The following is a 13,437-nucleotide window of genomic DNA, read 5'->3' as shown; positions in this document are numbered from 1 at the left end:
TGACGTTAAGCTCTTAAGCGAGATAACTAATACTATGTCGGCTTTTTATAATTCTTGTGAGAGAGGACTGGGGTGTGGTGAAAGATCCGGATCTTCATAGACGGTGGAGTAAAGAGGCATCAGCTTAAAGATAAGCGGAGGGGCCGCATTGCTATCGTGATGAACGGATTTAAACTGGTGGAAGACGTGGGAGCGGTAACCAACAACCAAGCTGAATATATGGCACTACTCAAGGCGCTTAACTTAGCTTTAGCTGAGAAGGTTAATACTGTAAAGGTTTACAGTGACAGTGAACTGTTAGTCCGGCAGCTTGCAGGAGAATACAGAGTGAAAGACCCGCAGCTCAGAAAACTGCATAAAGAAGTATCTCGGCTGGTGAAGAGATTTGAAAAGTTTTCAGTCCAATGGGTCCCCCGGGAGAAAAACGAGGCTGGGAAATTACTGGCTTAATTAATTCAGACGTCCGGCAGCTACAAGTTTATCCTCCAAAAGACATGTCCCAGCATCTTGGGCTTCCTTTAAAGCGAAAGGCTAAAATTGAAAAAGCTCCATCCCTTCCATCGTGGGCCGGTTGACGGACGGGCCGGAAACGTGGAAACCTGAGCGAAAGGTGAAAGCCACGTTAGGGCATTCGTCTAGACGGTTAGGATCCCCGCCTGACAGAATTCACCATTAGATATTGAATACCAGGCGGCGCGGGGGGTCGCAGGTTCAAGTCCTGCCCGGCCCACCACAGAAATAAGCCTTTCAGTCTGCCTGTCTCAAGCGCTGATGCCCCTTTTTGGCGCATAAACAGTTTCAGGATGACGCTGAACTGGCCGTTGATTCCAAGGTACATGTGCGCTCTATGAAGGGGGAGCGATATAATTAATAAGCTTGTTCAGAGAATATGTTGTGTCTCAACCTGTCGAACCCGGTTTGCTAACAATGATGAAAGAAAACAGGATCCCGCTCATCTTAGGCTCAGCCGTATGCGCCATAATCTTGGTCATGGCAGCGATAAGCATGGCAGCGTTTCCGATGAGCATACAGGCAGGCAGGTCGCTGGATAAGGTGGCGCTGGACGAGTCAGACTTACCGCTGGGCAGCTACATCGTCATATCGTCTCCGAGGAGCCCTTCGGACATTTCAGCGGAAAGCTTAGAGTTGGGGTGGAAGCAAGGTTACCGCATAGTTTTTCTGGAAGACAGCCGCTTGGTAGTTCAGCAAGATATCTCCATCTACCCAAAGGAGAACATAACGAAGGTTCTAGGCTTTCCCATCAGGTTGGCCGAGTGGCAGGTGGAGGAACTGCCCCCTCCCAACATCGGCTTTGAAGCTCGAATGTACACTCTCACAAAAATAGAGAATGGGGCCGTAGCAAAAGCCTATGCCATCGAATTCATCAAGGGGGACACCTATTCCGCCTTATTCAGCGAAGATAAAACCCTGCTGCTCAGTCTAGCTGAAACAGCTGGGGAAAAGATCCCGCCCTTCTACATAAGCCCCTTCGTCATCTTAGCCTTAGCCTTCATTCTCATGTACCTGCTGGGACTGATGACCTATAGTGTCTATGTCAATATCCACGGAAAAATCAAGAAATAAATGAACGCCCACTTAAAAGAGCAGTTGATGTAAAAGCCGGCGGTGAAGAAAGAAACTTAACTGAGAAAATACTACGTAATGAATGCAGCCGCGGGGGTCGCCAAGCATGGTCAAAGGCGCAGGAATGAGGATCCTGTCCCGAAGGGGTTCGAGGGTTCAAATCCCTCCCCCCGCACCATAGACTCACGGGTGTAATTTATTCGATTTCTAAGGGAATTTTTAGGAAATCACCCAATTTAACCGGACGTGTTGAAAAACTCGGTTATCTGAAAGAAGTCATTAAAGTGTAAACTCATGCCTAAACTGCTGGAATAGGTTCAGAAAGGGTTAATGTAGGTGCCTCAGCTTAACTCTGATCTCTCATGGGCAAGTCGATCTTGTCAGGTTTCTTCATCGGCCCCTTCTTTTACCGGCCTAGCGAGGGCCGGTTGTCTAAAGAAAAATTCAGTCGGCTGGCTAATTAGCCTTTCTCTTTTAGCACAGAGCCCTCAGCGTTCGGGTGCGTAGCATTCTAGGACCATGTCCCAGGGGAACTCCACCCACTCCTTGGTCATGAGTTCCTTCCAGTAGAAGTCAGGCGTGTAGGTGGATCCTGCGCGTTTAAAGATCACAGCGGTTTTAAAGGGCACGTTTCTGAGCAGAGGATGTTCCACCATGAATTTTAAAGTTGCCCCGCTGTCGCAGATGTCGTCTACTATCAAGGTTTTTTCATTTCGAAAGTTTTCCATGGAGGGCACAGAAACAAGCCGGAGGTTTCTCCTCTCCCTCTTCTCATACGCGTAAGATTTCACGTTGAAGGCGAAAATGTTGCAGTCGAATTTTTGGGCCAAGATGACGGAGGGAACCCAGCCTCCGTGGCCTATGCCCACTATCTGGCTTGGATAAAACTCTTTGGAAATTCTTTCGTACAGATACCGGCAGGCCTGCTCAATTTCAGCCCATGAGATTCTCATAGATAAAATATATTTTCCGTAGCATATTTAAAATTTTTTGATAAAAAGATACAAAACCCCCCAGCTATTTTTCAGCCATCCTTTAAATAGAACCCTGCCGCCAGCATATCCCCCTGCAAAAGACGGGAGGCCTTACCTGCGGCTGTGCTTCTTCACCAGCCCCACCGCATAAGCTAGCGTTCCAGCGAGTATCAAGAGCACTCCGAGAATCCATAGAAATTTTAACAAGACCCATACTAGAAGGGTGATAATTCCCAAGCCTACAAGGCCGCGGCCTATCTGTCCGAGTCTCACCGGAGAACGCCCCCTCTCGTAGAGGAAGAGGCTTGGTCTTAATAAAATAATGATTGTGGGCAGAAGACTTAGATTTTTGTTTTTTCATACATTTTTTCCAAGGTCCAGCGGAGAGCGTTCTTCAAGGTTGCAAGCCTTTTTTGGTCTCGGTAGTTTTCCACTGTTATTTCTTTTATCAGTCCACCCTCATCCTTGACACGGAAGCTTAAAGCCTCTCCGGGGTCTATCTTCCCCGCGGAAACTGCTTCCCTATCTTGCGCCGCCATCCCATTGAGCACCTTCCTGACCAAAAACTGCTGAAAGGGGGGAGTGTTCACGTTGAGTTTCAAGTTTTCCTCTGGAACCGCCTTGAGAAAATTTTCGGCGAGATAGACGTTGGCAAGCAAAGTTCCGTCTCTGGCCGTTAGGGAAAAAACCTCCTTGGCCGCTTCCGGAGGCGAAGGCGGCGTTTCTTTCCGAGGTAATTCCGCAGCCACCTTATAGCTTCGCTCTAAGATAAGTTTGTCCAGCAAACCTAAGACAGTTTTCAGGTGCTCTATTTCGTTTTGATGCCGAGATATTCTCTTTTCGATCTTCTTTTTACTCTCCAAGAGTCTTTTTAATTCCTCCTTTTCCTCCGAAGTCTTAGTCATGGTGAAGCTTCATCCCAGCCCGAGGAGTCCATGGGATAAGTTTAGCCGCCAGCCCTCATTAGCCTATCGCCTTAAGCATTTCCAGTCTCCGTTAACCTTTTTGGATACGGTCTCCTTAGCTTCAAGGGGTCTCATCCTTGGGGAAAAATCCTAACGTCGTCTTAGTTGCCTACTCGGAAATAGGCCTGAAAAGTGAGCCTGTGAGACGGAGATTGGAAACTATGCTTCTCAGCCACATTCGGTATGTCTTGAAGAGGGAAGGTGTCGCTTTCCAGCGAATAGGAAGAAAAAGAGGGAGAATCTATGTGACAGCTCAGGAGCCCGAGCGTGCAGCCGAACAGGTGGCCTCCAAGGTTTTCGGGGTCGAATACACAGCCCCAGCCTTAAAGACTTCAACTGACTTTCAAACCTTGGTTCAAGACGCTGTAGAGTTTGCAGAGTCAAGGTTGAAAGGCAAACGTAGCTTCGCTGTGAAGGCTAGGAGGGCGGGAGAGCACCCCTATACCAGCCGGGACCTTGAGGTTGAGATAGGGGCTGCCATCCTGAAACGCTGCGGAGGAACGAAGAAATTAAAGGTGAACCTGAAGCATCCCGAATTAACTCTCCACGTGGAGGCGAGGGAGGGGGACGCTTACCTTTATACTGAAGTTCACAGAGGGCTGGGCGGTCTGCCTTTTGGAAGCCAGGGAAGAGTTGTAGCCATTCTAAACGGCTCTCCCACCTTCACAGCGGCCGCATGGTTGATGATGAAACGGGGAGTCCATATTCTTCCCTTGGTCTTGGCGGCTTCTTCCGCGGATTGGGAAAACCTACAGGAAAAAACACGTCCAGTCGAAGCTTTGAGGCCCTATATTCCACTCCCCATTTTTAAGGCCTATGTTGCACCCCTCCAAAACCTCCATAGGCTGCTAGGAGAAAACTTGAAAGAAAACCTCCAAGAAGCCTTGGTGCAAAGGACGACGGTCCGAATTGCTTGCGGCCTCGCCGCGGAGAGAGGCGGCATGGGGGTGGTTTTAGGTCTAACCTTAGACTCTGATCCCTCCGATGCAGTTGCCTTGCTTTCCCTCCTCACAGAGGTTTCCGACCGGCCTCTTTTCCATCCGCTCATAGCCTTAGAAAGGATTGAGGTGGAAAAAATCTGTGAAAGGCTGGGTTTAAGTTTCAAGCCCACGAGAGGAGGGAAAGGCTGGGCGGATTTGGACAAAGGGGAAGTAGCCCGGGTTGAAAAGGAACTCAACCTCCCAGATGTGGCAGAGGAAATCCTCAGAGCAGTAAAGACCGTGGAGATGTAAGAGCTTCGGTTAGAGCTACTCAAAACGCTCTTTTATCTGCCTCGTCTTCCCCAAGCCTACGGTGACTCCTCGCCCTTATTCTACGGTGTATTCCCCGTCCAGCAGAAGGGTGATGGTTAGCGGCTTAACCAAGTGCTTATGTCTGATCTTGTTTCGCGCCTTAGATTTAATCCTCTCTAAGATTTCTATGCAGTCGCTTTTCACCCTCAGCTTAGCCTCATCCGCCTTGTCCAACACCATTCGGGGGATCTCCAAGATAGGGGTCTTAGCCGGGATGGTGAACCGGGTTGAGAGTTGGAGGCTGTTCAGCAGCTCCAAGGTGGCGGTCGCCCGCCTGATGTTTCTGTAGGCTCTGTTTTCCAGTATGTTGACGTTTTCTCGAGTGGTGTTCAGCCTCTCCGCTACTTCCTTCTGGGTTAACCCCTGCCTTCTCAGCCGGAGGATTTCGATTTGCCGGCTTGTGAGAAGGGCTTGAGGAGTCTTGGCCATGCCTTATCTAAGGTGATCAATGGCGGTATTTCCCTAATAACGTTACGCAGGAGACGCGAAGTAAGGCGAACCTGAGACTTTGAAAGGCCTATTATAAACTATTTTGTTTACTTATCCTAATCAGTAAACTATATGAGTTAAATCTGACAGATCATCACCCTAGAAGAAAGGGTGGGCGAAACGGCTTCAACAAAGACCCTAACTCTCCTCCTAGCTGCAGTTTTAACCCTCGCCATAGCCGGCGCCCTCAAAGGAGCAAATTTTCAAGCGGAAACTCAGCCGGAGACCCTTGTAGTGTTCAGCGGCAGCGTCAGCACACCGGTTCTAGAAGAAGCTGCCAAAGTCTTCGAAAAAGAAACAGGGATAAAGGTAGAACTCCACTTCGGCGGCTCCGGGACCATGCTCTCTCAGATGAAGATCTCTCAATCTGGAGACCTCTATATCCCCAGCTCCCACGACTACATGCAGCAAGCGGTAGAGGCCGGTTTAGTTGAACCTGAAACCGTCCGGATACTGGCCTACCTCATCCCAGCCATCCTCGTCCCGGAAGGAAATCCCCAGCAAATCCGCTCCCTAGAAGACTTGTCTAAACCAGAAGTACGCTTAGGCCTCGCAGACCCTGGCGCTGTTGCCATCGGAGCGTACGCCGTCGACATTCTCGCCTCCAATGGCCTCTGGGAGGAAGTTGAGGGAAACGTGGTCACCTACGCCGGAAGCTACTTGGAGGCCGTATCCTACCTCACCTTGGGACAGGTGGACGCCATGATCGGCTGGCGGGTCTTTGAAAGCTGGCACCCTGATAAGGTCGACGCCTTAACCATAGAGCCCCATAAACTTCGAAAGCTATCCTACATCTCTGGAGCAGTTACCAGCTTCTCCGACAAAAAAGGAACAGCGGAAAAATTCTTAGAATTTCTCACCTCCCCCCAAGGTCAAGAGATCTACAGAAGCCACGGCTACATCACCAGTCTTGAAGAAGCTAAAGCCTACGCCCCCACAGCGGAAGTGCCGCCTCTCTGAAGGGGAGAATCATGGATTTAGGTAGAGAGAAAGTGTTCAAGCTGACCACAGGTAGCTTTCTTTTCGCCTTCTTCATCTTCCTACTCCTGATAATCGCCTCCCTAGCCCTCTATACGGACCCTCAGGCCTTGTTTTCCGCCCTGTTCTCAGGGGAAGTTCTCTTTTCAATTCGACTAAGCATGGTTACCGCCACAGCTGCAACCGCCGCCTGCTTGACGGTGGCTCTTCCAGCCGCCTACACGCTCTCCCGCACAGAATTTTTCGGGAAAAACTTCGTAGACGTGATATTGAACATTCCCATAGTCACGCCGCCCGTGGCCTTGGGAGCCGCCCTGCTGATATTCATGAACACACCCCTAGGAGTCGGAGTCAGGGATGTGTTCGTCTTCCAAGTGGCGGGAATCGTGCTGGCGCAGTTCACCGTCATCACAGCCTTAGCCATCCGCCTGATGAAGGCCACCTTCGACAACATCGACCCCCGATATGAAAACGTCGCCAGAACCTTGGGCTACAACAAGTTTCAAGCCTTCTTCAAAGTAACTCTGCCCATAGCTAGGGGAGGCATTATAGCCGCAGCCATTCTAGCGTGGACTAGGGCCATGGGCGAGTTCGGAGCCACCGTCATGCTGGCGGGAGCAACGAGGATGAAGACGGAAACTCTGCCCATAGCCATCTACCTCAGCCTCGCCACAGCCAGCGTGGAGAAGGCGGCGGCCGTGATTTTCATACTCATCGGACTGGCTGTTGTGACTCTTTTAGCTTTTCAGAAAATTTCTGGAAGAGGTGTCGTCCTTTGATCGACGTGAAAGGATTATCCCTAAGCTTGGGAAGCTTCTCCCTCTCCAACATAGATTTCCATGTCGAGAAGGGAGGATGCTTCGTTGTAGTAGGTCCCACGGGAAGTGGAAAAACCCTCCTATTGGAGTGCATCGCAGGTCTCCGGCAGCCTCAAGCAGGAGAAATATGGATTGAGGGAAGAAACGTCACCCGTCTCCCTCCGGAAAGCCGCCAGATAGGCTATGTTCCCCAAGACTACGTCCTCTTTCCTCACCTAACCGTGGAAGAAAACGTAGCCTTCGGTTTGAAAGGCAAGGATTCTGAGGGGAAAAGGAGGAAAACAGCTGAAATCATGGACCTACTAGGCATTTCTAACCTGAAAGATCGCAGTATTAAAACCTTGAGCGGGGGGGAAAAGCAGAGGGTTGCCTTGGCGAGGGCGTTAGTGATCCAGCCTAAACTTCTCCTCCTAGACGAGCCTCTTTCAGCTTTAGACATGCTGACCCGGGAGCGGCTTCGAAGGGAATTGAAGAGGATGTACAAGGAAATACCCCGCCAACTGGAAATAACCTCCATCTACGTAACCCACGACTTGACGGAGGCCTTCGTACTGGGAGACACCATCGCCGTCCTCAACAGCGGAGAAGTCAAACAGGTGGGGAGCAGGGAAGAAATCCTCAGCAGACCTAACTCCAAGTTTGTCGCCGAATTTCTCGGATTAAACGTTCTCGAAGGCCGCGTCTACAAGGTTTCAGGGAGCATCGTCCAAGTCAGAGTAGGCGAAGTGAGCATTCTGGCGGAAGACCAAACCGCCCGAGAAGGTGTGCTTGTCCTAGCAGTAGTGGCGCCTCAAAATATCATTCTCTCTCCCGAAGAAAAAATCCAGAACCCTCGGTGGTGTAGCTGCCGATGCAATATACTCCCCGGAACCGTCGTCGATATCATCACCATGAATTCCCATGCCAGAATAACCGTGGATGCCGGAGTGCAGTTGACCTCCGAAATGGGCTTAGGCTACTTGGAGGAATTAAGCCTTCAAATCGGAAGCCGGGTTTTTGTCCAGTTTAAAGCAAAATCTGTAAGTCTGTCCCCTGCAACCTGAGGAAACCCTCTCCAACTTCAGAGTACGCAATTGCATTTATTGGGCAACCCTAGAGCCTTGACTACATCCACAGTCTCCTTACATAGACCCACCGGCACATCTTCAAGTCTCTCAACCATCAGCCGATACATTTCCATCCGCGTATCCCGGGGAACCCGTATTCGACCGTCCCCACTCCGCTCGCCCCCGTAGCTGAACACAGATTTATCCCTCCGGCTGTGGGCTGGAACGATGGGGAAGAACCTCAAGCTGCCCAAGGTCACCCTTTCAGGCCTCAATCTGCTAATTCTGTCGGCTAATTCTGTGTAGGCTTCCCTCCAGCCTTCCACAGGGATCATGGGGTCCACCCTTATCCGCACCGGATAGCCAGCCTTTTTCGCTGCCGTGGCTGCGTCTAAACGATGCCAAGGAGGGGGGGCTCCCAGCTCAAAGCGTTTCGCTACGGTTGGAGGGTTTAGAGAAAAGCTGAGGATTGTCTGCCCTCGATGAGGCAGCGACAGGAGAGCGTTCACTCCATCCGATTTGGTCAGCAGGAGGAGTTTATGTCGGCTCTGCTTTCCGAAACGTTCTACGAGTTTCTCAGCAACATAAGTGGTGATAGCTAGGGAGTCAGTGAGTTCCCCCGCGTTCAGAAGCCTCGGCGCCCCGTCCGCTTTAAGCCATGAATCCAACTCTCGAAAGAGATCGTTGAGGTTGATGAAGACCACCGGCTCCACCTGCCCGCGAAACGTCCCCTGAAGAAAACAGTAGGTGCACTGGTATGGGCAGCCGTCCGCCCAGGCTAGAAGCCAAAAATTTGGGCAGAGAATGCCGGCAGGGGCTTTGTTGAAAAGACGGATGAAGGGGGATTGACGTTTCCGTCTTCTGAACACAGGCTTTTCAGCCGGGCCGTGAAGCGTGGTTTGGGTTGGCACATTTGCTCCCACCAAGTTTTCCGAGGTTCTTCCCGGTATGATTGCCTGTTTTGACGGTAGAAAAAGTTTATTTCAAAACTGGAGGAGAACCGGTTGGAGCTGGTGATTTAAATAGCCGGGCTGGTATGGTAATTCAGGAAACATGGAGAATGGGGGAAACAGGACTTGTCTCTGTTCATCAACCTAGCCGTCGCCGGGGTGATGGTAGCTGCCTCGGTTTTGATGGCAGCCAGCCTTTTTTTCCTGACCAAAAAATACGCTGTGAAGCTGTTCGGGCGGAGAAGGGGGATGCAGAGGTACGCTTTGGCAACGGTGAAGGGACCTATATCGCTGCTCATAGTCGCCACAGGCGTCATCTCAGCTACTGGATACCTTAACTCAAGACTTCCCGGACTGCTCCCCGGGTGGGTGGAAACAAGCTACTTGGCGATTGTCGCCGAAATACTGGTCGTCATCCTCGCTGTCAGGATTGTGGGTGTAGTCCTCAACGGCTTCCTCATCGCGCGAAGCGAAAGGCTCTCCAAACAGAGGCCTGAGGTGACTGCTTCTCTCAATATTCTCCGCAGGATGATCGTCTACAGCCTCTACCTTGTCAGCCTCATCGCTGTGATATACATTTTCATCGCTTCACCTTTGACTCCGGCCATCGGCACGAGGACAGTGTCTTCAGCCTTGTACTTCATCGCCGGAGTTGCCGCTGTCTTCATGCTGGTCTACGTTCTAAACGTCGTTACCAGCAGGTATATTCACGGCCTAGTCGTCAAGGAGCCCAAGCTGATGACCACGTATTTTTTCCTGAGGAGGCTGATGCTGATGGTTGTAAGTTTCATAGGCGTTGCAGCCGTAACCCTCAGCACTTTTCCCACAGCGGGGGGAGTCATAGCCTCCATATTTGTAGCAGCAGGTTTCGCCTCCATTGTGATAGGTTTAGCCGCCCAGTCCAGTCTGTCCAACATTATATCTGGGATGTTGGTGGCTATTTCCCAGCCTTTCAGAATAGGGGAGGCTGTGGTGTTCAAAAACGATTTTTGCTTCGTGGAGGATATCAAACTGGTGCACACCATCCTCCGCACTTGGGATAACAGGCGGCTGATGGTTCCTAACTCTGTCTTCCAGTCGGAGGTTATCATAAACTACAGCATCGGAGACCCAACGATGCTAGTTCCGGTGTTCGTCCAGATAAGCTACGAATCCGACCTCGACAAGGCGATGAAAATCATGGTGGAGGTAGCCAAGAAGCACCCTGACTGCATGCCCATCGGCAACCTTCCCAACGTGGTGGTGATGGAGTACGCTGAATCCGGGATATCCCTCCGGCTGCTTTCCAGAGCCAAAGACCAGCCTACCGCCTTCATGATGGCTCGGGACTTGCTCTACCAGATCAAGAAGGAGTTCGACGCCAACGGGATTGAGATTCCTTATCCGCGAAGGTTCATGGTTCTGGATAGAAGAGTGGAAGAACAAATAGCAAAGATAGCGGAGGGCCTTCAAACTCTCGTCAAAAACATGCAGAAATAGGCTGGCGGCTGTTCACCTTAACTCTGCCAGATAGGTTTCCAGCTCATCAAACGTTCGAAAGACCCGGTCGGCGTGGGCGGCGACCCATGGGCTCAGCTCCTTCAGGGAGGTTAGGACAAAGGTTTCCTTACCCTTTTTCTTGGCGTGGAAAAGCTCCATAGCCACTCCCATAGACAGTCGGGGAAGAAAGGCTAGAAAAAATTCGCACCGGTCGATGTCCATCAGGTCTCTTCGGATGAGACCTTTGACCCCCTCTTGGCTTTGGGGATAATAGAATTTCTCCCTCTCCCAAGGGTCTACAACTTCGAAAGATTTCTCCCTCAGAATCCGCTTTAGAGTCTCCCTGTAGCCTTGGTCTGCTTCCATTCCCTGAATAGGCCCTGCAAGAAAGACTCTCCAGGCTCTGTGAAGCTTAGAAGGATCAGCGGAGAAAAGATTGGGCCTGTTGGTAACGATGCCGTCGACTCCCATGCGAACAAGCCTTTGGGCTTCTCCGATTTCATCCACCGTCCAAGGTATGATGGCGAAGCCATTGCGGTGGGCTTCCTTCACCATGGTCGCTGTTACATACCTGTAGTCTGGGAAAACAGCGTTCGCCTTGGCTTGGAGGATAAGCTGGGAGATCTGTAGGGGTTCGCTTTTGATGATGATCCCCGTTTCGACTTGGGGATCGAGCTCTTTAACTTTCTTCAAAGCCGTGTGAAAAAAAGATGTAACCATCACCCGGCTGCGGAGGGGTTTTAAAGATTCTAAGACTTTTTTCTCTAAGCCTTTCTCCTTCAGTTCAACGACCAAGCCTGCTTTGTCTTTCACGGCTGAGACAACTTCTTCTAGGGTGGGTATGCGGGCTCCTCCTCCAGCGTCCAGCTTTTTCAACTGGTCTAAGGTTAGGTTTCCGACAGGACCTGAGCCGTCGGTGGTTCTGTCCACGGTTCTGTCATGGACGACCACGGGAAAACCGTCCTTGCTCAGCCGAAGGTCCACCTCCACCATGTCCGCTTTCAAAGCAATAGCCGCCTCCACAGCGGCTAAAGTGTTCTCAGGCTCGTAGGCGCTGGCTCCTCGGTGAGCTATGCAGAGGACTTTGAGCATGGTTCAGCTTCCCAGCTCTGCCTCCGGCAGCGAAAGGTTAGAATGGCAGTATCTTTATAAAAATTCTGCCAAGACTACGAAAGCCTTGGAGACTTCAACGGTTTCCCCGGCTTAACGCCTTCCCACCTTCGGTATAGACCGTGTTCGATCTGGAAGCAGTCTAAAATCCTACCTACGACGTAGTTTACCATGTCGGTGACTGTTTTAGGTTTATGGTAGAAGCCAGGTGCGGGGGGTAATATCACAGCCCCTGCGTGGGCTGCTTTCAGCATGTTTTCAAGGTGGATGATGTTCAGGGGGGTCTCTCTCGGAACTAGGACTAAGGGTCTTCTTTCCTTCAGAGTAACATCGGCAGCTCTTAGGAGCAAGTTGTCTGCGTAACCGTGAGCTATCCCGGCTAGGGTTTTCATGCTACAAGGTACCACCGCCATCCCTTGAGTTTTGAAGCTTCCGCTGGAGATGACGGCGGACAGGTCGTCTATTTTATGGTAGAAGCTGGCGAGTTTCTTCACATCATCCTTACTTAGGCCTGTCTCCAGTTTTATGGTAGTCCAAGCTGCCTTGGTTACTACCAGATGCGTTTTCACATTGTGGTTTTTCCGAAGTGTTTCCAGCAGTTTTATGCCATAGACGGCTCCGCTTGCCCCTGAAATGCCTACTATCAGATGAGGAGCCAAAAAGGACCACTTTTCCAGATATATGGGACGGCATGCTTATAAGTTCTCCCAAAAAGGGAGACAACTAAGCTCCTGCTTGTCGGATGTTTCATTGGGCGGAAGCTGGGAACTTAGGCTTCGTAGGCAACTACTCGAATGAGGCCTATGGTCATTCCCTTTTCTCCTGAAGTGCAGGTATCGCTTACTGATATGACTTTTTTTTACGTTATTTCCTCGCAGAAACCTGTTAACTTGTTCATCTAGTTCGCGGAGCTCCATCATGGTCTTCAATATCTTTATTTCAGTGGTGAAAGTTTTATCATAGCTTTTCCACTTTTTTGCGTTTAGCCTGTTTTAGTAGTAAGACATTTATAGTTTACTGAATTTCCTCTCTTTGAGGATGAAGTGATCCGTGACCCTAACCGGTGTTTACAATATGGCTCAAACTCGGCTTCCAAAAGATTCAAACCAAGTCAGTTCTGCGAGTCCAAGCGCTACCGTTAAAATCAAAGACGTGATGCGGACTCCTGTCTATACCATAGAAGAAGACGAGCATATCGATAGAGCGGCTAAAATCATGTGCGACCAAGAGATAGGTAGCATCGTTGTGGTGGATGAGGATAAGAACCCTGTGGGGATCATTACGGAAAGAGACATCGTTAGGAGGGTTGTCGTTCACAACACTGTGCCCTCTCTGGTTAAGGCTAAAGACATCATGAGCTCTCCCCTAGCCACCGTGCCGCCGGAATATTCCCTCGATGAAGCGGCGAAGATAATGAATAAGCTAAACGTTCGAAGACTCTTAGTCATGGACAAAGGCAAGATGGTGGGCATTGTTTCAAGTAAAGAAATTATTCAGGTTACACCGACGCTGTTGGAGATAATCCAAGAAAAAGCGAAAGCTGGCGTAATTACCCCTGTAAGAGGCGGACTACCTCTAGCCGGATATTGTGACAGTTGCGGCCAATGGTCTGACATGCTCACAGAAGCCAACGGAAGCTTTGTCTGTGAAGAATGCGTAGCTGAGCAAGGGGAACAAGCCTAACAGTCTCTCTGCGGCCTATCGCTGGCTTCTTTTCAGCAGCAACCCATTAGGAGACTTTTACTGTGTTTT

The 13,437-nt window shown here is 50.5% G+C and carries 15 protein-coding genes and 2 tRNA genes; 10 read left to right on the top strand and 7 right to left on the bottom strand.

The genetic code is table 11. The features are described from left to right. The first annotated feature begins 84 nt into the window (after window positions 1–84). The 4 genes from BWM17_RS00200 (at window position 85) to BWM17_RS00185 (ending at window position 1,762) form a co-directional block, all read left to right on the top strand. The gene (locus BWM17_RS00200; protein WP_309492366.1) at window positions 85–450 is read left to right on the top strand and encodes a reverse transcriptase-like protein; all 366 of its coding nucleotides are present in this window, start codon (window positions 85–87) and stop codon (window positions 448–450) included. 175 nt (window positions 451–625) lie between these two features. Further along, window positions 626–733, top strand: a tRNA-Val gene (locus BWM17_RS00195). A gap of 197 nt (window positions 734–930) precedes the next feature. Continuing rightward, complete coding sequence (locus BWM17_RS00190) at window positions 931–1,584, top strand: hypothetical protein (protein ID WP_309491859.1); 654 nt, start codon at window positions 931–933, stop codon at window positions 1,582–1,584. Window positions 1,585–1,674: 90 nt separating this feature from the next. Further along, a tRNA-Leu gene (locus BWM17_RS00185) sits at window positions 1,675–1,762 on the top strand. A gap of 310 nt (window positions 1,763–2,072) precedes the next feature. On the opposite strand, the gene BWM17_RS00180 is transcribed toward BWM17_RS00185, so the two are convergent. The 3 genes from BWM17_RS00180 to BWM17_RS00170 form a co-directional block, all read right to left on the bottom strand. Beyond that, a complete protein-coding gene (locus tag BWM17_RS00180; RefSeq protein ID WP_309491858.1) occupies window positions 2,073–2,537 on the bottom strand; it encodes a phosphoribosyltransferase in 465 nt (154 codons plus the stop codon). Window positions 2,538–2,669: 132 nt separating this feature from the next. After that, on the bottom strand, window positions 2,670–2,831 hold the full coding sequence (locus BWM17_RS00175) for a hypothetical protein (protein WP_309491857.1): 162 nt from the start codon (window positions 2,829–2,831) through the stop codon (window positions 2,670–2,672). A gap of 68 nt (window positions 2,832–2,899) precedes the next feature. Next, the gene (locus tag BWM17_RS00170; protein WP_309491856.1) at window positions 2,900–3,463 is read right to left on the bottom strand and encodes a hypothetical protein; all 564 of its coding nucleotides are present in this window, start codon (window positions 3,461–3,463) and stop codon (window positions 2,900–2,902) included. Between the two features lie 137 nt (window positions 3,464–3,600). On the opposite strand from BWM17_RS00170, the gene BWM17_RS00165 reads away from it, so the two are divergent. Continuing rightward, window positions 3,601–4,755, top strand: a complete 1,155-nt coding sequence (locus BWM17_RS00165; protein ID WP_309491855.1) for a tRNA sulfurtransferase — start codon at window positions 3,601–3,603, stop codon at window positions 4,753–4,755. A gap of 75 nt (window positions 4,756–4,830) precedes the next feature. On the opposite strand, the gene BWM17_RS00160 is transcribed toward BWM17_RS00165, so the two are convergent. Further along, window positions 4,831–5,244, bottom strand: coding sequence for a Tfx family DNA-binding protein (locus BWM17_RS00160; protein ID WP_309491854.1), 414 nt, complete (start codon window positions 5,242–5,244; stop codon window positions 4,831–4,833). A gap of 171 nt (window positions 5,245–5,415) precedes the next feature. On the opposite strand from BWM17_RS00160, the gene modA reads away from it, so the two are divergent. From modA to BWM17_RS00145, 3 genes are read left to right on the top strand one after another with little or no spacing between them, the layout of a single operon-like run. Then, window positions 5,416–6,264 (top strand): molybdate ABC transporter substrate-binding protein, encoded by an 849-nt coding sequence (modA, locus tag BWM17_RS00155; protein WP_309491853.1) that lies wholly within the window; start codon window positions 5,416–5,418, stop codon window positions 6,262–6,264. A gap of 11 nt (window positions 6,265–6,275) precedes the next feature. Beyond that, on the top strand, window positions 6,276–7,061 hold the full coding sequence (locus BWM17_RS00150) for an ABC transporter permease (RefSeq protein ID WP_309491852.1): 786 nt from the start codon (window positions 6,276–6,278) through the stop codon (window positions 7,059–7,061). A 5-nt stretch (window positions 7,062–7,066) separates the two neighbouring features. Continuing rightward, window positions 7,067–8,143 carry an ABC transporter ATP-binding protein gene (locus tag BWM17_RS00145; protein WP_309492364.1) on the top strand — a complete coding sequence of 359 codons (1,077 nt, stop codon included), beginning with the start codon at window positions 7,067–7,069 and terminating at the stop codon, window positions 8,141–8,143. Window positions 8,144–8,160: 17 nt separating this feature from the next. Here BWM17_RS00145 and BWM17_RS00140 read toward each other — a convergent pair whose 3' ends face one another. Further along, a complete protein-coding gene (locus BWM17_RS00140) occupies window positions 8,161–9,057 on the bottom strand; it encodes an SPL family radical SAM protein (RefSeq protein ID WP_309491851.1) in 897 nt (298 codons plus the stop codon). A gap of 165 nt (window positions 9,058–9,222) precedes the next feature. Here BWM17_RS00140 and BWM17_RS00135 point away from each other — a divergent pair, with 165 nt between their 5' ends. Further along, on the top strand, window positions 9,223–10,575 hold the full coding sequence (locus BWM17_RS00135; protein WP_309491850.1) for a mechanosensitive ion channel family protein: 1,353 nt from the start codon (window positions 9,223–9,225) through the stop codon (window positions 10,573–10,575). A gap of 12 nt (window positions 10,576–10,587) precedes the next feature. Here the strand turns inward: BWM17_RS00135 and BWM17_RS00130 are convergent, their stop codons facing one another. Next, the gene (locus BWM17_RS00130) at window positions 10,588–11,667 is read right to left on the bottom strand and encodes a glycerophosphodiester phosphodiesterase family protein (protein WP_309491849.1); all 1,080 of its coding nucleotides are present in this window, start codon (window positions 11,665–11,667) and stop codon (window positions 10,588–10,590) included. Window positions 11,668–11,741: 74 nt separating this feature from the next. Continuing rightward, window positions 11,742–12,344: a UbiX family flavin prenyltransferase gene (locus BWM17_RS00125; protein ID WP_309491848.1), complete on the bottom strand. Its 603-nt coding sequence runs from the start codon at window positions 12,342–12,344 to the stop codon at window positions 11,742–11,744. A 391-nt stretch (window positions 12,345–12,735) separates the two neighbouring features. On the opposite strand from BWM17_RS00125, the gene BWM17_RS00120 reads away from it, so the two are divergent. Then, window positions 12,736–13,368 (top strand): cyclic nucleotide-binding/CBS domain-containing protein, encoded by a 633-nt coding sequence (locus tag BWM17_RS00120; RefSeq protein WP_309491847.1) that lies wholly within the window; start codon window positions 12,736–12,738, stop codon window positions 13,366–13,368. Window positions 13,369–13,437 lie beyond the last annotated feature (69 nt).

Origin of the sequence: Candidatus Hecatella orcuttiae (assembly GCF_002009985.1) — an archaeon.
Taxonomy (GTDB): domain Archaea; phylum Thermoproteota; class Bathyarchaeia; order Hecatellales; family Hecatellaceae; genus Hecatella; species Hecatella orcuttiae.
Note: the sequence above shows the minus strand (reverse complement) of the source record. Positions and strands in the feature narration are given on the sequence as shown.

Bases quoted from the DNA above. Each gene is read 5' to 3' on its own strand.
- BWM17_RS00190 (WP_309491859.1), top strand. From the start codon at position 931: ATGAAAGAAAACAGGATCCCGCTCATCTTAGGCTCAGCCGTATGCGCC.
- BWM17_RS00180 (WP_309491858.1), bottom strand. From the start codon at position 2,537: ATGAGAATCTCATGGGCTGAAATTGAGCAGGCCTGCCGGTATCTGTAC.
- BWM17_RS00170 (WP_309491856.1), bottom strand. From the start codon at position 3,463: ATGACTAAGACTTCGGAGGAAAAGGAGGAATTAAAAAGACTCTTGGAG.
- BWM17_RS00160 (WP_309491854.1), bottom strand. From the start codon at position 5,244: ATGGCCAAGACTCCTCAAGCCCTTCTCACAAGCCGGCAAATCGAAATC.
- BWM17_RS00150 (WP_309491852.1), top strand. From the start codon at position 6,276: ATGGATTTAGGTAGAGAGAAAGTGTTCAAGCTGACCACAGGTAGCTTT.
- BWM17_RS00130 (WP_309491849.1), bottom strand. From the start codon at position 11,667: ATGCTCAAAGTCCTCTGCATAGCTCACCGAGGAGCCAGCGCCTACGAG.